Source organism: Peribacillus sp. FSL P2-0133 (assembly GCF_037975445.1).
Taxonomy (GTDB): Bacteria; Bacillota; Bacilli; order Bacillales; family DSM-1321; genus Peribacillus; species Peribacillus simplex_E.
The window spans coordinates 5689578-5708901 of sequence record NZ_CP150254.1 but is presented as its reverse complement, the minus strand read 5'-3'; the positions used below and the strand labels follow the sequence as shown (position 1 = coordinate 5708901).

14 protein-coding genes, 1 tRNA gene and 1 riboswitch are annotated in these 19324 nt (G+C 40.7%); of the genes, 11 read left to right on the top strand and 4 right to left on the bottom strand.

The window, feature by feature from the left end; genetic code table 11:
• Positions 1-19: 19 nt before the first annotated feature.
• The 4 genes from MKY17_RS27625 to MKY17_RS27610 are packed head-to-tail and all read left to right on the top strand — an operon-like array spanning position 20 to position 4242.
• On the top strand, positions 20-1297 hold the full coding sequence (locus MKY17_RS27625; RefSeq protein WP_098370258.1) for an oligosaccharide flippase family protein: 1278 nt from the start codon (positions 20-22) through the stop codon (positions 1295-1297).
• Positions 1294-2577, top strand: a complete 1284-nt coding sequence (locus tag MKY17_RS27620; RefSeq protein ID WP_098370257.1) for an O-antigen polymerase — start codon at positions 1294-1296, stop codon at positions 2575-2577. The genes MKY17_RS27625 and MKY17_RS27620 overlap by 4 nt, the downstream gene beginning before the upstream one ends.
• Positions 2574-3695, top strand: coding sequence for a glycosyltransferase (locus MKY17_RS27615; RefSeq protein ID WP_098370256.1), 1122 nt, complete (start codon positions 2574-2576; stop codon positions 3693-3695). Before MKY17_RS27620 ends, MKY17_RS27615 begins: the two co-directional genes overlap by 4 nt.
• Before the next feature lie 10 nt (positions 3696-3705).
• Entirely contained in the window at positions 3706-4242 is a 537-nt protein-coding gene (locus MKY17_RS27610; RefSeq protein ID WP_098370255.1) for a hypothetical protein, read from the top strand.
• 85 nt (positions 4243-4327) lie between these two features.
• Here MKY17_RS27610 and MKY17_RS27605 read toward each other — a convergent pair whose 3' ends face one another.
• Positions 4328-5620 (bottom strand): NCS2 family permease, encoded by a 1293-nt coding sequence (locus tag MKY17_RS27605; RefSeq protein ID WP_098370254.1) that lies wholly within the window; start codon positions 5618-5620, stop codon positions 4328-4330.
• 296 nt (positions 5621-5916) lie between these two features.
• Here MKY17_RS27605 and MKY17_RS27600 point away from each other — a divergent pair, with 296 nt between their 5' ends.
• The 4 genes from MKY17_RS27600 (at position 5917) to MKY17_RS27585 (ending at position 10702) form a co-directional block, all read left to right on the top strand.
• Positions 5917-7518, top strand: coding sequence for a DEAD/DEAH box helicase (locus MKY17_RS27600; RefSeq protein ID WP_098370349.1), 1602 nt, complete (start codon positions 5917-5919; stop codon positions 7516-7518).
• A 15-nt stretch (positions 7519-7533) separates the two neighbouring features.
• Positions 7534-8442 (top strand): phosphotransferase, encoded by a 909-nt coding sequence (locus MKY17_RS27595; protein WP_098370253.1) that lies wholly within the window; start codon positions 7534-7536, stop codon positions 8440-8442.
• A gap of 33 nt (positions 8443-8475) precedes the next feature.
• Positions 8476-9663, top strand: coding sequence for a class I SAM-dependent methyltransferase (locus tag MKY17_RS27590; protein ID WP_260399669.1), 1188 nt, complete (start codon positions 8476-8478; stop codon positions 9661-9663).
• 91 nt (positions 9664-9754) lie between these two features.
• Positions 9755-10702: an alpha-L-glutamate ligase gene (locus MKY17_RS27585; RefSeq protein WP_098370252.1), complete on the top strand. Its 948-nt coding sequence runs from the start codon at positions 9755-9757 to the stop codon at positions 10700-10702.
• Between the two features lie 111 nt (positions 10703-10813).
• Here the strand turns inward: MKY17_RS27585 and MKY17_RS27580 are convergent, their stop codons facing one another.
• A complete protein-coding gene (locus tag MKY17_RS27580) occupies positions 10814-12364 on the bottom strand; it encodes an ABC-F family ATP-binding cassette domain-containing protein (protein ID WP_098370251.1) in 1551 nt (516 codons plus the stop codon).
• Positions 12365-12578: 214 nt separating this feature from the next.
• Here MKY17_RS27580 and MKY17_RS27575 point away from each other — a divergent pair, with 214 nt between their 5' ends.
• Positions 12579-14771, top strand: a complete 2193-nt coding sequence (locus MKY17_RS27575; RefSeq protein WP_098370250.1) for a DNA topoisomerase III — start codon at positions 12579-12581, stop codon at positions 14769-14771.
• A gap of 140 nt (positions 14772-14911) precedes the next feature.
• Here MKY17_RS27575 and MKY17_RS27570 read toward each other — a convergent pair whose 3' ends face one another.
• On the bottom strand, positions 14912-15076 hold the full coding sequence (locus MKY17_RS27570) for a hypothetical protein (RefSeq protein WP_179891000.1): 165 nt from the start codon (positions 15074-15076) through the stop codon (positions 14912-14914).
• Positions 15077-15692: 616 nt separating this feature from the next.
• On the opposite strand from MKY17_RS27570, the gene MKY17_RS27565 reads away from it, so the two are divergent.
• Positions 15693-17681 carry an acyltransferase family protein gene (locus MKY17_RS27565; protein WP_098370249.1) on the top strand — a complete coding sequence of 663 codons (1989 nt, stop codon included), beginning with the start codon at positions 15693-15695 and terminating at the stop codon, positions 17679-17681.
• A 206-nt stretch (positions 17682-17887) separates the two neighbouring features.
• Here MKY17_RS27565 and MKY17_RS27560 read toward each other — a convergent pair.
• Positions 17888-17961: transfer RNA gene (locus tag MKY17_RS27560), tRNA-Arg, on the bottom strand.
• Positions 17962-18165: 204 nt separating this feature from the next.
• On the opposite strand from MKY17_RS27560, the gene MKY17_RS27555 reads away from it, so the two are divergent.
• Positions 18166-19038, top strand: a complete 873-nt coding sequence (locus MKY17_RS27555; RefSeq protein WP_260397937.1) for a polysaccharide deacetylase family protein — start codon at positions 18166-18168, stop codon at positions 19036-19038.
• An 86-nt stretch (positions 19039-19124) separates the two neighbouring features.
• A riboswitch (cobalamin riboswitch) is annotated at positions 19125-19300 on the top strand.
• Positions 19301-19324 lie beyond the last annotated feature (24 nt).

The following is a 19324-nucleotide window of genomic DNA, read 5'->3' as shown; positions in this document are numbered from 1 at the left end:
TGCGGCGTGGTTTGAGAATATGAAAATAAAAAATGAATTTATTAATAAAATCCTTTTATTATTAACAGGCAATTCAATTGCACAGCTTATTCTATTTGCAAGTTCTCCCATACTGACAAGAATATATAAACCAGAAGATTTTGGTGTGTTTTCAACCTATACGTCCCTTTTGGCCATTCTCATGTCATTTTCATCTCTTTGTTTAGAAAAGGCGATTCCTTTAGAAAAAAACCATAAGAATACGTTTCACTTGATTTACATTAGCATGTTTACGATTGCCGTTGTTTGTATGCTGAATTTGATTTTGAGCCTTTTTAATCTGTCGTTATTTCATCTTTACGGGATTAAGACGACTATTATGAATGACCTTTTGCTTTCAAGTGGTCTATTTTTTGCAGGGATATACCAAGTGTTGATTCACTGGTTGGTGAAAGAAGATAAGTTTAAAGGAATATTCCATTCTAAACTACTTCAATCGATTAGCAATGTTATTAGTCAGTTCTCGCTTACGTCCATTAATCACCTTTCTCCAGGAATGGGTTTAACTGCAGGAGATATAATTGGACGGGGAATAACCTTTGCGTACATTTGGCGATTTTTCTTAAAGAAAATGCATTGGCCAAAAGTGAACTATAGAAGAATCCGGTATTTGTTTAAAAAGTATGAGGATTTCGCCAAATACTCTACGTGGTCAACACTATTAAGCTCTTTATCTATGCAAATCATATTTTTGTTATTAATGCGTCTATACGGACCTGAAGTGACGGGTCATTTTTCCATGGCTTCAAAAACGGTAGGTATGCCCATTACGTTGGTGGGAGCAAGTATTTCAGCGGTATTCTATGCCGAAGTGGTAAAAAGCATTACAAATGATCCTGGAAGGGTTTTGAAATTATATAGAAGCATTCTTACTAAGTTAGCGATGATAGGCATACCGTCATTGATACTGTTAGCTTGGATTGCCCCAGGGCTCTTCAGTTTTGTTTTTGGGGAAGAGTGGCGTGTTTCCGGTGAATATGTGACGTTGATGTCAATCATGTTTATAGGCCAAGTGAATGTCATGCCAATTTCCCAAATACTGTATATAATCAAAAAACAACAGACTCAGCTTTTATGGGATGTTTCAAGGCTGTTACTGTCAACCATTGGAGTACTGGTCATTTTCATTTCAGGGGGATCGGCTGAAACAGCCATTTTATACTTTAGCATTTGTATGGGGGCCAGTTACTACTTTTTTGCTCTCCTTGGCTATAGGGCGATACATTCCATAGATCGAGAGGATAACCTAAAAAAATGAAGCTGATTCAAATGGGTCTGATAGGAATATACGTCTGCTTATTGGATATTTCCTACGTTTACTTTATTTCCCCTGAATATGCTTATATGGGATTTATATATCGACAACATCCAAGTGCAGTCATGATAGTAATTTCCATGTTTTTTATTATATTGCCAGCCATATTCATAAAAAAGGATCTGGATAAGCCGTCGGAACTCGTTTTCTGGATTTTGTATTTTATTGTCTATATACCGGTAGTATGGGTCCCGAATTATTTATTTTCGCTAAAGCCTGATTATATATATACGAATGTCCTTTTGTTTTTTTGTTTACTTATCATCGGAAATGTTAATAGATTGCCAGCCATGAAGGTTAACCCTCCTAGTATTAATATCGGTCTATTAAAAGTCATTTTCGTTATAACATTATTCATTTTTTTTCTTTACATCTTCAAGGTTTCGGGTGGAATTAGTCTAAAGCCTCCCATAAACTCCGAGGATATCTATGATAAGAGATTAACCTTTCGAACAAAATTGACCCCTCTTGCAGGCTATATTATACAGTGGCTTGCAAAAGTATGTAATCCATTTATCGTGACCATTGGCTTATGCAAAAAAAAATATACCTATGTGTTTATCGGACTAGCGCTGCAATACCTTTTATACACCGTCAATGGATTGAAGTCCACTCTGTTATCAACTGGATTATTAATTGTTGTATTTATTGCTTTTCGGAAGAAGGGAAGAAACTTCTCCATCCTTTTTTGTGTAAGTCTTTGCTTGTTGTTGGGCATCAGCATTATTCTGGATGTTATCCTTGGTCAGGCATATTTATCCAATTTATTTGCCAGAAGGATGATCGTCACGCCGGGGTTGCTGACAACCTATTATGTAGACTTCTTTTCAATCCATCCAAAAGCCTTGCTGTCGTACAGTATTTTTGAAAAATTCATAGATCCTGTTTATGACAAGAGTCCGCCATACATTATCGGTACAGAGTACTTTGGCCGACCTGAAATGGCAGCCAATGCCAATATGTTCGCCGATGCTTTTGCTAATTTCGGTTATTTTGGATTCTTGATTTATACAGTGATCTTAGCAGCGATATTATGGCTTTATGATAGCCTGACGCAAAATGAAAAGTGGCAAGGCGTTGGCATAATCCTGTTTGTTGTACCTGCATGGTGTTTAGCGGATACTGCGCTTACAACAACGTTTGTGACAGGCGGGATGGTTTTTACTTTCGTTATCATGTATTTAATGTTAGGGTCAGATTCACAAAAGGGAGATAACAGATGAAGTTATTTTATAATATCAGTTCGGTGCATCCATGGAATGACACCAGGATTTATTTTCGGCAAGCCTTTTCTCTCGGGGAAACAGGAAAGTACAAGGTGAAGCATATAGCTATTAAAAATAATCTGATCCCAGATAATATACCAGACAATATTGAAGTTGAACTGTTAACTAAGCGATCTAGAAAAGGACGTATATTAAATTGGATTGCTCTGTACCGGAAGATTAAGAAGGATAAACCTGATGTGATTCAGTTTCATGATCCAGAGCTGCTGATTTTAATGAATATTATTAGAAGGATTCCCCGTTATCATCCGGTCATTGTTTATGACATGCATGAAAACGTAACTAAGGTCCTTATGAGAAAAAAAATCCCCGAAATTGCATTGAGTATGTATCGTTATTCGGAGAAACAATTGCTAAGGGCATGCAGCGGGGTCGTGTTTGCAGAAATGACGTATAAAGATGATTATCGATTCTTAACTTGTCCAACCGTTGATGTTTATAATTACCCGAAAATTCTTTCAATGATAGAAAATACAGAAAAAGAAGATGTATTTACCTTTATCTATTTAGGAAGCATCTCTGATATACGTGGCGGGGAAACCATGCTGTATCTTGCAAAAAGATTAGTAGAATTAAAGAAAGTATTTCACATGAAGATCATTGGAACGGGCGGTGAAGCATACATCGAAAAATTGAAAACGTTCATAGTTGACAACGGCTTAGAAGATTATATCAGTCTAGAGGGTGTAATGGCTTTTGATAAAGCATTTGAATCCATCCAGAAAGCACATGCAGGCATGGCATTTTTAGTTCCTGATCCTAATTTCATTGGTGGTAAAACAACAAAGTGCTTTGAATATATGGCTGCTGGCATTCCATTTATGGTTTCTGATTTCCTTATTCAAGATGTACTGGATAAATGGCGCTGTGGAGTGTCCGTCGATGTAGCAAACATGGATGAAATCGTTCAAAATGCTGTTTATTTAATGGAATCCCCTGAGGAGGCAGCAAAAATGGGTGAACTGGGGAAGGCCGCATATGGACAAGAATATAATTGGGAGAATGAAGAGGAAAAGCTGCGATCACTGTTCGATAAATTAAAATCATGTTCTTAGGAGGCATATCATGGGTTTATTTAAATGGTTCAATAAATTGTCATTTATTAATAACTGGGGGAGACTGGGCGGAATCCATGGAATAATCGTCATGTTTGTTTACCGGATAGGCAATATAATTTACTATAAAGTGAACATTCCAATCTTAAAACAAGTATTATGGATTATGTACCGCATGGTAGATTTGTTAATCATAAGACTTTTCCTGAATTGCGAATTTCCTGGGCAATGTCAAATTGGCAAGGATTTACGTCTGCCCCATGGAGCTAAAGGCGTTCTTATCAACCCATATTGCAAAATAGGAGATCATGTTACGATTATGCATCAAGTAAGTTTAGGACAAAATAAAGAAAGTAAAAAGGCACCTGAGGTTTGTGATTATGCGTATATAGGAAATGGCGCTAAAATACACGGTGGCATCCGAATTGGCACGAATTCGAAAGTGGGGGCAAATGCAGTTGTTTTGACATCCGTTCCCGATAATTGCACGGCAGTTGGAGTACCAAGTGTGATTAAAGGTAAAAAGATGGATGGCGTTATAAATTAATTGCACGTAAACGAATAAAGGAGTGTTCAATTAACATGAATTGAACACTCCTTTTTATTATCCCATGATGTCCTTCACGAAATGATCAAGCCAGGAAAATCAGTTGGTAAAGGAATAAAACGGCAAACATGTACACGAACGGATTCACTTCCCGGAATTTGCCCCTTGCCATTTTTAAAATGGGATAGGAGATGAATCCGAGTGCTATCCCGTTGGCGATGCTTGATGTTAAAGGCATGGCGACAATGACCAAAAAGGCTGGGAATGATTCGTCAAAGTGTGTCCAGTCAATTTCATTAATGCTTTTAATCATCATGCTTCCGACGATGATCAAGCTAGGTGCCGTGATTGCCGCTACATTTGAGACAGCTCCTATCAGTGGGCTGAAGAAGGCGGTCATTAAGAAAAGGATGGCCACAACCAACGCGGTTAAACCTGTCTTGCCGCCGGCTCCTACACCAGCTGATGATTCAACTGAGGCAGCGGTCGGGCTTGTACCGAACATGGCACCAACAGTAGTGCCGATGGAATCTGCAAAGAAGGCACTGCCGGATTTTTCAAGCTTATTATCCTTCAGCAATCCAGCTTGACGGACTATGCCTAATAAAGCACCGGTCGTATCGAAAAGCATTACAAGCAAAATGGAGAAGACGACGCCATAAAGGCCGTAGTTAATGACATCGGCGATAGATGTGATTGGATTGGCGACGATAATCCCTTCAGGTAATGAAGGGGTGGAAACTAGACCGTTAATTTCCAATTGGCCTGTAAAGAAAGCGATTATGGCAGTCACGATCATTCCGATGAATATCGCTCCCTGCACATTGCGAACGATCAGCACGATCGTTATGACCAAACCAATCAATGTAAGCGCCACATTAGGATCCCTGAAGCTTCCAAGGGTAACCAGGTTGGATTCATGCTGTGTTACGACACCTGACAAGCGAAGTCCGATGAAGGTGATGAAAAGTCCGATTCCGGCACTGATTGCATGCTTCAAGTTATTAGGGATGGCCTCGATCAATTTAGAGCGGAAAGAGGTTAGGGATAAAAGGATAAAGATGATACCGGTAACAAAGACTGCAGAGAAGGCAACTGTGTATGAAATATCATGGGTTCCCAATACCGAGTATGCAAAATAAGCATTCAATCCCATTGCCGGTGCTATGACAATAGGGTAATTGGCTAATAGGGCCATGCTTAGGGTACCGATTATTATTGCGATTATGGTTGCCGTAAATGCCTGGTCGAATGGAACACCGGCATCAGAAAGGATCATTGGGTTTACAACGATGATATAAGCCAGAGTTAAAAAAGTTGTAAGCCCCGCAAGTACTTCCGTCTTAATATTTGAATTTCGTTCTTTTAATTTAAACATGCGGTCACTCCTTTTTTATATACAAAAAATCCTTGCACAAATCTACAAGGATGAGATGCTTACCCTTTATTTTAAAGTAAGTAGCTCGATTGGATAATCTTATAAATTATATTAGAAAAACAACTAAAGTACAATAGGATGAAAAATTTTAAGGTACAGGTTTTCTCGAAAATAGATAATGATATACTAACAATTAGCTTAGACTAAGGAATATGACATTAACTGAAGGAAGCTGTTACCATTTCAGTGGATTTATCAGTCAATTAAATGAAGAAATTCAGAAAGTAGGCCCATACATGACAGAATTCATCGACCTTGGCGTCAGCCCGGCGATTAACATGATATTAAAGCAAATAGGAATAACCGCCCCTACCCCGATCCAGGAGAAATCGATACCAGATATCCTTGCTGGAAGGGATGTCATCGCGAAGGCTCAAACGGGGACGGGAAAGACTTTGGCATTTTTGCTGCCAATCCTGGAAAAAGTAGATCCCGCTGCATCCCACATACAATCCCTGATCGTTACGCCAACCAGGGAATTGGCTTTGCAAATCACTGCTGAACTGAAGAAATTCGCTAATGAAATTGAAGGACTCCAAGTGCTTGCAGTTTATGGCGGACAAGATGTCGAGCAGCAAATGAAAAAGCTGACAAGAAACATCTCCGTGGTGGTCGCCACGCCAGGCAGGCTATTAGATCATTTACGAAGAGGCACCATCGATCTATCACAAACTGGAACACTCGTGCTGGACGAAGCTGATCAAATGCTACATATTGGATTTTTACCAGAGGTGGAAGAAATCATGGGACAGCTTCCAGAGGAGCGCCAAACGTTGCTCTTTTCAGCGACGATGCCTGAACAGGTGCATCAATTGGCTAAACGCTATATGACTAAACCATTAACTGCCGCTGTGAAGGCTGAGCAAGTAACGGTCGAGAAAATCAGGCAGCTTGTCATCGAGACCACCGATCGTGCCAAACAGTCTTCATTAATCAACATGATCAAAGAAGAACAGCCATACCTTGCGATCATATTTTGCCGTACAAAACGTCGCGTTTCGGTTTTGAATGATGCCCTGAAAGCAGCTGGATTCAATTCTGAAGAGCTTCATGGTGACCTTTCACAGGCAAAGCGGGAACGTGTCATGAAAAACTTCAGAGACGCGAAGCTTCAATATTTAGTGGCGACGGACGTTGCCGCACGTGGACTCGATGTAGAAGGCGTGACACATGTGTTTAATTATGATGTTCCCGAGGATGCAGAAAGTTACATCCACCGAATTGGCCGGACGGGCCGGGCGGGTGAGAATGGCTTGGCTGTAACTTTCATAGCAACGAAGGATTTACAGCTTTTAAGCGAGATTGAAAAAGGGATCTCCATGAAAATCGAAAGAAGGACGATTGAAGGCGTGAAAATGTTCCAACCCGATGAGGTGAGGCAAAAAAGGAAACGCTATGAAGACTCTTCTGATGAGGGTACCCGCCGACCGCGTTCGGGCGGGGGAAGGAAACACCGGGAACGGATAGATACGAGAGGACCGAATCGAGGCAGTCACCGTTCTGTAAATCAAGCGGACAATCGTGAATTCGAGAGGGAGAAACCAAGGGGAGGCCGGATGGAAAACAGCCACGGGCCAAAGCGTGAGGATTCACGGGGAGGTCGGATGGAAAACAGCCGCGGACCTAAACGTGAGGATTCACGGGGAGGCCGGATGGAAAACAGCCGCGGACCAAAGCGTGAGGATTCACGGGGAGGTCGGATGGAAAACAGCCGTGGACCAAAGCGTGACAATCCGCGAGGAGATCAAAGAGACAGCCGTAGAGCAAACAGTACACAAGGGCCAAGTAATCTTAGAGGTGGATCTGGCAGCAGCCCCAATAGAGGGAGAAACCGGTAAAAGGGGGAGACGGGAGTGGAAAAGCCTTGGTTGGCAGAATATCCGGTTTCGCTGGAGCTAGCGGGGAAATTGATCATGCTGCAGTTTCCGGAAATTGAGTTGAAAGAGATCAAGCAACTTGGGGAGGGCTTCGATAACACGGTCATACAAATCAATGGGCAATTTGTATTCCGTTTCCCCCGCCGCCCTATTGCGGTTACGTTGATTCAGGTGGAAAGTCAGCTTTTGCCTTCCATTGCAGGCACTTTTCCGCTTGCTATCCCTGAACCGATCTTTTTTGGGAAACCAAGTACACTGTATCCGTATCCTTTTACCGGTTATAAAATGGTAAAGGGACACTTGCCTGTAGAAGGATCAGTGGCAAATAAGGCCGAATCGGCAAAAAGGTTTGCTCATTTTTTGAAAGCTCTTCACAGTTTCCCTGTGGAAAGGGCTATGCGTTTAGGTGTGCAGCCTGATGGGATGATGAGGCTTGATGTATCCTATCGTAAGAAATCGCTAATGGAAAATGTCTCGAATCTATTAAAGCTAGGATTCTTTGAACAGGCGCATGCGGTTAAGGATTTTGTTGAAACCTTAGGTGAATTCGATGTTCAGCACCCGATTTCACTCGTTCACGGAGACATTCATATCCGGAATGTTTTACTCGATGAAGAAGGCGTTCTCGCGGGTATCATTGATTGGGGAGATGTTCATGTCGGGAATCCAGCCATTGATTTCTCCTTTTTATACAGTTATTTCCCCAAAGAAGTGCGCAGGGTTTTTTTTGATATCTATGGTGAAATCGAAAAGGAAACAGAGAATTTAGCCCGGTTCAGAGCAATATACATGCTTGTTACATTACTCGTTTATGGCATAGACCGCCATGATGAAGAGCTGATTGCCATTACGAATACGGGTTTGAAATTTGCTATAGAAGAATAATTGTCATGTTCTTTTGATGTTTAGGAGGTTCATATGAAGGTAAGTTATTATCATTCAATCACATTAATGGCGAACATGTTGGATCAAGCTAATATCCCATACCAATATACAGGTCGATCCGCTCTGTTCGTGCAAGGAGTGGACATCGATGAGTATAAGAAAATCGATATTGATGTACAATGGGATGTCTTTAATGAGGCTTTAGATCTTTTTTCCGAATACGCACCAACAAAGCCTGAAAGAAGTCCTGAGACTGCCTCCTTTCTAATGGATGTCGAGGGGGTTTCTGCCACTGTGCGCTGCCGGTTTAACACGACCATTAAAACGGACCCTTATCGTTTGTCCATTAAGATGGGCGATATGGAGGTTTGGTGCAGGTCGTTATACAGTTATTTATACGACGAAGAAATGAGAAAGTGCAGTTCCGAGATCCATGCTTACTTATCTGCCAAGCAGAAGGGGTTCACAGCGGAAAATGAACAGGCGTGGAACCAGAATAATTATTTAGCGCTGGTCAATCGTTATGGAGATCCCGTGGAATTGGCATCAAAAATCAAGCAAAACCCCAAATGGAGACTGCACCCTTTTTATAAATATATGGGAGAAATATCAGGTAAAAAAATCACTCATTTGATGGGATCGAACGGTGTTAAAGCAGTTGCCCTCGCCATATTGGGAGCTGAAGTGAAAGTCGTTGATTTTTCCCAGGAAAATGCAACGTTTGCAAATGAGCTGGCAAGTGGGGCCAATGTCTCCATCGAGTATATCGTTTCGGATGTCCTTTCACTATCATCCGAGCATGAATTAGGGAATCAGGATTTGGTTTTAATGGAGCTCGGTGTACTTCACTACTTAATAGATCTGCAGCCTTTATTTGAAAAAATTAAAAAGATGCTGAAACCTGGAGGCCGATTCGTCCTGCATGAATTTCACCCGATTTCAACAAAGCTCATTACTTCAAATGGTAAAAAACATAAAATAACAGGCAACTATTTCGCTCCGGCAATCGAAAACAATGAGGTCGCTTTTTCGAAGCATATGCCGGATGAGGAAAAAGGGAGCCTTTCAAAAGTTGTACAGCGTAAATGGACAATCGGGGAACTGATAACGTCAATAGGTCAATCAGGGCTTGTTATTAAAGTGCTCGAGGAAGAACCGAATCATAAAATCCATGATATTGGGCTTCCGAAAACATTTACATTAGTGGCGGAACGAGTGTAAGGATGCAGTCAAAAGTGTTATGCATATAAAAAGGATGTCTCTATGCCTCAGATAAAAACATAAAATTTTAAACAATCAGGAGGAACCTTTTATGAGTAAAATTTATATCATTCATGAAAATGAGGAATGGACTGCCCATTTAACCAAAAGAATGAATGAGTTAGAACTTCCCTATGAAGAATGGCATCTTGATCAGGGTGTGGTGGATTTAACAGAGGAACCGCCAGAGGGCGTTTTTTATAGCCGTATGAGTGCAAGCTCACATACTCGTGGGCACCGATTTGCGCCTGAAATGACAGAATCTGTGCTAGCGTGGCTTGAACAGCATAATCGTACAGTCTTCAATGGGTCACGAGCGCTTCGTTTAGAGGTCAGCAAAGTCAATCAATATACGGCACTGACAAAGGCTGGAATTAAGACTCCGAAAACGATCGCAGCTGTAGGTAAGGAAAATATCATGAAGGCAGCAGAGAAATTAAATGTAGCTTCGTTTATCACGAAACATAACCGTGCAGGTAAAGGACTCGGTGTTCAATTATTTCACTCAGTAGAAGCATTGAAACATTATGTGGAAGGTCCAGAATTCGATGAGCCAGTTGATGGGATTACATTAATTCAGGAATACATAAAAGCACCGGAGCCATTCATCACCCGTTGTGAATTCGTGGGTGGCAAGTTTATTTATGCGGTAGAGGTTGATACATCCGAAGGTTTCGAGCTTTGTCCTGCAGATGCATGCCAAATTGGTGACTTATTCTGCCCAATCGGTGAAGAGGTAGAAGAAAAACCAAAATTTCAAATTGTGCAAGATTTTCATGATCCGATTATTGAAAAATATGAAGCGTTTTTAAAAGCGAATGAAATTTCGATTGCAGGAATTGAATTCATTCGTAACAGCGATGGTGAAATCTCCACGTATGACATCAATACCAATACGAATTATAACAGTGACGCTGAGGAAGCAGCAGGCCAATATGGCATGCTTGAATTAGCGAAGTTTCTAGGATCCGAATTGGCGAAACAAAACTTGAACAAATAAAATAATAAAAAGTGATGCTGACTGAAAGGGGGATTTTATAACCATTTCAGTCTTTTTTGACATAAAAAGAAGGTGCCCCGTTTCAAGCGGGCACCCTCTAAATAGACCAAGTTAATTATTGTTCGACCATTCTTCAACATCCCATACTTTGGTAATCCAATCTTCATAGAAATCAGGTTCATGACAGACGAGGATAATCGTACCTTTATACTCTTTTAATGCACGTTTTAGTTCTTCTTTCGCGACAACATCCAAATGGTTCGTCGGTTCATCAAAAAGCAGCCAGTTACTTTCGGTAAGCATGAGCTTACACAAGCGGACCTTCGATTGCTCACCACCACTTAAATGGCTCATCGGACGTGTAATGTGCTCGTTTTTCAAACCGACACGGGCAAGGATCGCACGTACCTGCGGTTGGTCCAGATGCGGGAATGCATTCCATACTTCATCGATCGGCGTCGTATCGCCTGCTTTCACTTCTTGTTCAAAATAAGAAGAAAAAAGGAAATCCCCAAGTGATCTTTTACCGCCTAGAGGATCGATTTTACCCAAAATCGTTTTTAAAAGAGTGGATTTACCAACCCCATTACAGCCGACCACGGCAATTTTTTCTCCTCGTTCGATGGTCATGGATAGCTTCGGAAGCAATGGGCGGTCATATCCGATTTCCAAATCCTCCCCTTCAAATACATAACGGCTGCTCGCACGTGATTCTTTGAAGTCAAAAGTCGGTTTCATTGCAGTCTCCGGACGATCGATGCGTTCCATGCGGTTCAATTGCTTCTGACGACTCTTTGCCCGACCGGTCGTTGAGTAGCGGGCTTTATTTTTAGCAATGAAATCTTCCTGCTTTTTAATGAATTCACGCTGTTTTTCATATGCATTGATGTGCTGATTTTTATTCAATTCGGCAAGCTCCAGGAATTTTTCATAAGTTGCCGTGTAACGAGTCAATTTTGAAAATTCAAGATGGAAAATGACGTCGACGACTCCGTTCATGAACTCGGTATCATGCGAAATTAATAAGAATGCATTAGGGTATTCCTTTAAGTAGCTGCTCAACCAGCGGATATGCTCCACATCCAAGTAGTTCGTCGGTTCGTCAAGGAGCAGTACTTCAGGCTGTTCTAAAAGTAATTTGGCAAGTAAAACTTTTGTCCGTTGTCCACCGCTTAGGGCAGAAACGTCACGGTCCAATCCGATTGCATCTAATCCCAAACCGCGTGCTGCCTCTTCAATTTTAATATCTAGATTGTAAAAACCACCGGCTTCCAGCTTGTCCTGGATTTCACCCATTTGTTCTAAAAGTTCTTCAAGTTCTTCCGGTGTGGCTGTACCCATTTTTTCTGTAACTTCATTCAGTGCTTTTTCCTGCTCGAATAAAGGTAAGTATGCATCCCTTAAGACGTCGCGAATCGATTTACCTTTAGAAAGTATCGTATGTTGATCAAGATAGCCATATTCGACACCAGGTGTCCATTCCACCCGACCATCATCATGGATGAGTTGTCCTGTAATGATATTCATCATCGTTGACTTCCCGACACCATTCGCCCCTACCAGGCCTACATGTTCACCGGCCATCAGGCGGAAGGATACATCTTTGAATAAGGTACGGTCGCCAAAGCTGTGTGCTAATTTATCTATAGAAAGTAAGCTCATTTTATATTGAACCTCCCAATTAATTTGAAAAAATCCCTACGTTTCATCATACTAAAATCTGCACGGGATTGCTATCTAATCTATTAATTTACATATATGTGGGTGCGGGGAGCCCTGTTCGATCTGTTTATCAATGCCATGCTGTGCATTATCGCCCTGTCATAAATTATATGAGATAATAGAGGAACCAGTTTAAAAGCGAAAGGATGTTATTATGAGTAAAACAGTCGTACTGGCCGAGAAACCTTCGGTCGGAAGAGATATAGCTAAAGTGCTGAATTGCGGGAAAAAGGGTAATGGTTTTTTTGAAGGCGAACAGTATATCGTCACTTGGGCACTAGGTCATTTGGTCACCCATGCAGATCCGGAATCTTATGATGAAAAATATAAAACTTGGCGCCTTGAGGACCTGCCCATGTTGCCGTCTACTTTGAAGTTGGTCGTCATCAAGCAATCAGGCAAACAATTTCAATCGGTTAAAACACAATTGAACCGCAATGATGTCAAGGATGTCATCATTGCAACGGATGCAGGCCGTGAAGGGGAACTTGTTGCACGCTGGATTCTCGAAAAAGCGAATGTGAAGAAGCCGGTCAAACGGCTTTGGATTTCCTCTGTAACGGATAAAGCTATCAAAGATGGATTTAAAAACCTGAAGGATGGCAAGGAGTATGAAAACCTATTTGCCTCTGCTGTAGCAAGGGCGGAAGCAGACTGGATCGTTGGGATGAACGCGACTCGTGCCCTGACAACCAAGCACAATGCCCAGTTATCCTGCGGGAGGGTCCAAACGCCGACACTTGCGATGATTGCAAAAAAAGAAGAAGAAATAAAACAATTCCAGCCTAGGAAATATTATGGCGTTTCGGCAATAGCAGAACCTGATTTGCGCCTGATATGGCAAGATGCTCAATCAAAAGATATCCGCACATTTGATAAAAACAAGGCTGAACAGGTTCTTGCAGCCGTTAAGGGGAAAAGTGCAGAAGTCGCTGAAGTTAACAAGTCCCATAAGAAAAGTTTTGCCCCTTCTTTATATGATTTAACAGAACTTCAACGGGACGCCAATAAGAAGTTCGGCTATTCGGCGAAAGAGACGCTATCGATCATGCAACGCTTATATGAAAGCCATAAAGTCTTGACTTATCCAAGGACGGATTCACGCTTTTTATCAACGGATTTGGTTGATACGCTAAAAGAAAGATTACAAGCTGTAAGCATTAAACCATATGCCCAGTATGCATCGAGGATCCTCCGCAGCCCGATTAAGGTCAATAAATCGTTCGTGGATGATAGCAAGGTTTCTGATCACCATGCAATCATCCCCACTGAGCAAACACCGCTGCCGGGAAAACTTAGCGACAAGGAATCGAAAATCTATGATTTGGTCGTTAAAAGGTTCCTTGCTGTATTGATGCCGCCTTTTGAATATGAACAAACGACCATCACCGCAAAAATGGGGCAGGAGACATTCATGGCAAAAGGGAAGGTCGTCCTGAAGTCAGGTTGGAAGGAAGTTTATGATCACCAATTCGATGAGGAAGAAGCTAAAGATGGCCTTGCAGAGCAACTGCTTCCGAATGTTCAAAAAGGTGACCGTTTAACCATTTCGACCGTGAAACAAACAGAGGGTGAAACGAAACCGCCAGAACCATTCAATGAAGGGTCGCTTCTTTCGGCAATGGAGAATCCTGCTCGTTTCATGGCAGGGGAAAGCAAAGAGCTCATCAAGACCTTGGGTGAAACTGGCGGAATTGGAACTGTTGCAACGCGTGCTGACGTTATTGAAAAGCTGTTCAATAGCTTCCTGATAGAGAAGAGGGGAAAGGGCCTTCATGTTACCTCGAAAGGAAAACAACTTCTTCAATTGGCGCCTGAAGACTTGCGATCACCAGCTTTGACAGCTCAATGGGAGCAAAAGTTAACCGCGATTGCAAAAGGAAAGCTGCCAAAACAGGCTTTCATCGGAGATATGCGCACCTACGCTAAAAATATCGTCCATGAAATCAAAAATAGTGACCAAAAATTCAAGCATGATAACGTGTCAGGAACGAAATGCCCTGATTGCGGCAAGCTGATGCTTGAAGTGAATAGTAAAAAGGGAAAAATGCTTGTCTGCCAAGATCGTGAATGTGGCCACAAAAAAAGTGTTTCACGTGTAACAAATGCCAGATGCCCACAATGTCACAAAAAGATGGAAATGCGCGGTCAAGGAGAAGCGCAGACATTCACCTGTAAATGTGGTTTTCACGAAAAACTTTCTTCTTACAATAAACGAAGAGGGCAAAATAAAAATCAAAAAGTATCCAAAAATGAAGTCTCCAATTATATGAAAAAGCAAAATAAAGAAGAGCCGATCAATACTGCATTGGCGGATGCCTTGGCAAAACTGAAATTCGATAAATAAAAGAAAAGAGTCCTTCACCTTTAGCTCCATGGTGAAAGGGCTCTTTTCTTTTATTTGAAATGGCGAAATTCATATAAAAGAAAAAGACGGCAGAAAGGGATGGAGCGAGTGCTCCATCCCCTTCCATATATCTGCTTCTGTTAAATTTCATTCAGTACGGTGCCATGTAATTCATATTCAAGTGTTTTGTCAGTGTGTGTGTGTTTATCCGAATCTACTCGTGTGAGTGTACTGAATGGCTTCTGATCACCCGGACTGAAAATTGCTTCATCATTCTCTGGATTCCATAGGCTGTAAATACTCATGATCGTATCCTCCTCCTTTGGATGAGAAGACTAGTAATTCCCATAATTGATTATCATCTAACGCTTCAATTGACTCTAACGCTGATCACCGGGACTAAACACCGCTGCGTCATTCTCTTTGTTCCATTGGCTTCTGATTGTACTCATCATGCACATCATCTCCTTTGGTGAGAATGTCTTACAGTATTTATATACCCGGATGGGACAGGTTAAAACATATATTTTTTAAAAAAACATGATTTTATTCAGAAATCCATGTAATAAATCAAACTTCCTTTTACTATTAAACAGTTTGAATTGTATTGTTCGTTTTTGTGCGGGGATGTTCTTATGTTTGACAGTTTAACAAACCCGGTCAGTTGGAGCATGCCACGTTTTCGTTGCCCTTGGTGGACTGACTTATAAAGTAACGTTCTATTTCAATGAATGTAAAAGCGAGTGGGCTTCGTACCCAGGCAACGTACAATTTCTGTAAGGGGGGTCTGGTTGATAAGTTGGGAAAAGCTCCGAACTCGTGAAAATTAAAGAACCTTTTCTACTATATTGACAAATCATTATTGTAAAGTGATATAATTTTAAATTGTATGCATGACGAAAAAGTAGGAGATAGAATCAAATGAATCAACCATTAATTAATATTGAGAGTAAATTCAGACCCGAGATCGAAGGGCTACGCGTTGTTGCGGCACTGCTGGTAGCGGTATATCATATATGGTTAAATCGTGTTTCTGGCGGGGTTGACGTATTCTTTGTAATTTCAGGTTTTCTTATTACCACTTCAATTGTTTCCACAATTAATCGAACAGGGGAATATCGTTTTAGGCCATATGTCACAAAGTTAATAAAAAGATTACTTCCCTCTGTATTTTTTATTCTTGCAATTGTTCTGGCTTTAAGTTGGTTTTTATTACCAAAATCAATTTTAGATAAAACTATACATGAAGTATTTGCCTCAATGTTTTTTTACCAAAACTGGCAACTGGCTTTTTCTAGCACGGATTATTTAGATTCCAGCCAAATGAAAACACCGGTTGAACACTTTTGGGCTTTGTCAATACAAGGACAATTTTATATAATCTGGTTTTTAATATTCACTTTAATTTTATTTTTAATAAAAAAATATAAACTAACTAAAGTTAAAACATTAATCAATACTATTTTAGGAATATTATTTGTTTCTTCTTTTATATACTCAATATATTTAACCTCTGTCAATCAGCCATGGGCTTATTTCATTACGATGACACGTGTTTGGGAATTTGCTTTAGGCAGTTTGCTCTGTATCAATTTATCATCAATAAAGGTAAATAAATATATTGCTACCGTGATAGGCTGGCTCGGATTAATCGGTTTAATTTTAACTGGAATAGTATTCAATGTATCTGAAATGTTTCCGGGGTATATTGCCTTATGGCCAATGACCTGCGCATTATTCATTGTTTTGTCTGGTACATGCGATACGAAATATGGTGTCAAACGCTTTTTAGGTTCACCTGTAATGGTGAAGCTAGGTGGAATTGCCTTTGGAATCTATTTGTGGCATTGGGTATTATTGGAGTTCTATCGTTATAATGTCCAGGAAACTCCAGGATTCATCGTTGGTACTCTTATTATCGTTTCATCAATAGCCCTTTCGTTTTTAATGACTCGATATATAGAAGAACCAATCCGAAGCTCAAAGGACAATAAATACTCATTCAAGAGACTCGGGATAATGGGCAGTGTGAATGTACTCTTGATTGCATCTCTTTTAATTGGAGTATATATAGATCAAAATAAGCTGGAAAATAATATAAATGATAAAAATTATCCAGGAGCGTTAGCTGTCAAAAACCCTGACGATATACCTGATCAAGAACCAATTCCATCATATTCTGAAGTCTTTGATGATTTACCAAAAGCGCATTTGGACGGCAGTAACCAAGGGTTAAAGGAAAGTGACTTGAAAATTGGGGAATATGGCGAAACTGAAAATTACGATGCTACAATTGCCCTGATCGGCAGTTCCCATTCAGAGCATTGGTTAGGTGCCATTTTAGAAGCAACAAAAGATGACAATTATCGTGTATTGAATATGACTCGTTCAGGTACACGTTTTTCAACAGGTTATGCGGATGATGATTTGAAAGGTATCTGGGTCAATAATGTTCTCGATTATCTAAAGGATTCAGATGTAGATCTTGTCATTTCTCATGCCACAGCTTCTGATACGCCTAATAATAAAATACAACAACAAATGGTTGATCAGCTGCAGTATGTTAAAGATGAATATGGTATTGAAGTGTTAGCGATTCGTGATGATCCAAGATATAGTTTTAATGTACTGGAATCATTAGAAACAGATGGACTAGAAGAAACTACAAAAAAAATGAATTCAGTAGATAATCAGAAAGACGAAAGCTTTTGGAGCCAATTTGAAAAAGAGAATAAATCATTGCATAAAATTGACTTAACAGATTACTTCAAGGTAAACGGTAAATTTCAGCCCATTATTGGTAATGTTATAATTTACCGTGATAATAGACATTTAACGAATACTTATTCTGAAAGTTTCGGACCTGTTTTTGAAGAAAAAATCAACGAGATAGGCTTAGTTGAAAAGTAAGTATAGCTAAAGGGTAATTTGTTTCAAGTATAATATTGCTTATCTTGATATAAAAAATCTGAGTTCTGTGTTTTAAAGGGCTCAGATTTTTTTATATCTATAGGGATTGATGAAGTAGTGTTTACTTTGTCCAACCGCCACATAAATCACAGAAAAAACCCTGCTACTACACGGAAGAACCGCGTTGTAACAGGGTTTTTAATTAGCGTCCCAGATAGGAGTCGAACCTACGACCTACAGCTTAGGAGGCTGTCGCTCTATCCTGCTGAGCTACTGGGACATATATATAAGTCGACGACTTATTTATTATATTTCTTATAGGCAAACTTTTCAAGCTTATAGCACATACTTATGAAAAAAATTTTCATTAATGCTCAGCAGGTCACTATGCTCTCGTGTTTTCCTATTAATTCATTAAATGGAATACTTTATTATCCGCTAGTTTTCTGGTACTATTATACTAGAAAAAATTAGGGGAATGATTGTGAAAAGATATAGAGTTTTATGGATGGTGGCATTGCTGGGGATTTTAATTTTACCTGGATGTTCACAAGGGATTTTAGAGGGTATAGGCATAAAGACGGCTGCACCGATTGCGGAAGAAGACATTGAAGTGGTCGAAGCGGCTGAGAATGGGGCAGGGCAGGATTTGGAAGGCCAAATCGATACGGGAAACTGGGTAACGGCCGAGTCCGCTGTCCAGCTTCCAATCTTGATGTATCACAGCATTTCTGAAGGTAATGGCCTTCGGGTTCCAAGTGAGGAATTCCGAGCACAGATGGCTTGGCTTCGGGAGAATGGTTACTATACATTATCCCCTGAAGAAGCATACCTTGTTTTAACCGAGAATCGGATGCCAAGTGAGAAGTGCGTCTGGCTTACTTTTGATGATGGCTATACAGATAACTACACGGAGGCTTTTCCGATATTAAAAGAAAATGATATGAAAGCAACTGTCTTCATGATCGGTAAGTCCATTGATAAAGGTCATCACCTGACTGAAGATCAAATGTTGGAGATGAGCAGGAATGGGATTTCGATCGAAAGCCATACCATCAACCATTTGGAGCTGAACCGCATGACGGCAGTGCAGCAAGAAGCGGAAATGGTTCAGTCGAAGGAGCTATTCGACCGTATCCTCGGCCAGGACACGACGGTGCTTTCCTATCCGGTTGGCCGGTATAATGAAGAGAGTCTAAGGCTGTCAGAAGAAGTTGGATACAAGATGGCAGTCACTACCGAACCTGGGGGAGCTTCAAGGGACCAAGGGATGCATGCCCTGCATCGAGTTCGGATTTCACCCGGGTTATCAGTCGATGGGTTTGCGTCACTGATTGAAAATGCTTCAAAGCATTGAAGGTGGAAGGGTCATTTCGTACTTGTTCAGAAAAATCATATAATAATCGATTCTTACATGGTGTATAATGAAGGAAGTGAAAATTATATACATATGAACGATTTGGTGTCTTAATGACTTAAAAGGGAAGTTGGTGAAATGCCAACGCGGTCCCGCCACTGTATATGGGAGCTGACGGCTGTGTACCACTGTATGAGATATGGGAAGGTGCCGTTGACGATGACCATGAGCCAGGAGACCTGCCAGAATTCGTACACCTGTAACCTACGCGGATGGGAAGGTGTGT

Coding starts and splice junctions, on each gene's coding strand:
- MKY17_RS27565 (WP_098370249.1), top strand. CDS start 15,693: ATGAATCAACCATTAATTAATATTGAGAGTAAATTCAGACCCGAGATC.
- MKY17_RS27600 (WP_098370349.1), top strand. CDS start 5,917: ATGACAGAATTCATCGACCTTGGCGTCAGCCCGGCGATTAACATGATA.
- MKY17_RS27575 (WP_098370250.1), top strand. CDS start 12,579: ATGAGTAAAACAGTCGTACTGGCCGAGAAACCTTCGGTCGGAAGAGAT.
- MKY17_RS27590 (WP_260399669.1), top strand. CDS start 8,476: ATGAAGGTAAGTTATTATCATTCAATCACATTAATGGCGAACATGTTG.
- MKY17_RS27580 (WP_098370251.1), bottom strand. CDS start 12,364: ATGAGCTTACTTTCTATAGATAAATTAGCACACAGCTTTGGCGACCGT.
- MKY17_RS27620 (WP_098370257.1), top strand. CDS start 1,294: ATGAAGCTGATTCAAATGGGTCTGATAGGAATATACGTCTGCTTATTG.
- MKY17_RS27610 (WP_098370255.1), top strand. CDS start 3,706: ATGGGTTTATTTAAATGGTTCAATAAATTGTCATTTATTAATAACTGG.
- MKY17_RS27605 (WP_098370254.1), bottom strand. CDS start 5,620: ATGTTTAAATTAAAAGAACGAAATTCAAATATTAAGACGGAAGTACTT.
- MKY17_RS27615 (WP_098370256.1), top strand. CDS start 2,574: ATGAAGTTATTTTATAATATCAGTTCGGTGCATCCATGGAATGACACC.
- MKY17_RS27570 (WP_179891000.1), bottom strand. CDS start 15,076: ATGAGTATTTACAGCCTATGGAATCCAGAGAATGATGAAGCAATTTTC.
- MKY17_RS27625 (WP_098370258.1), top strand. CDS start 20: ATGAAAATAAAAAATGAATTTATTAATAAAATCCTTTTATTATTAACA.
- MKY17_RS27585 (WP_098370252.1), top strand. CDS start 9,755: ATGAGTAAAATTTATATCATTCATGAAAATGAGGAATGGACTGCCCAT.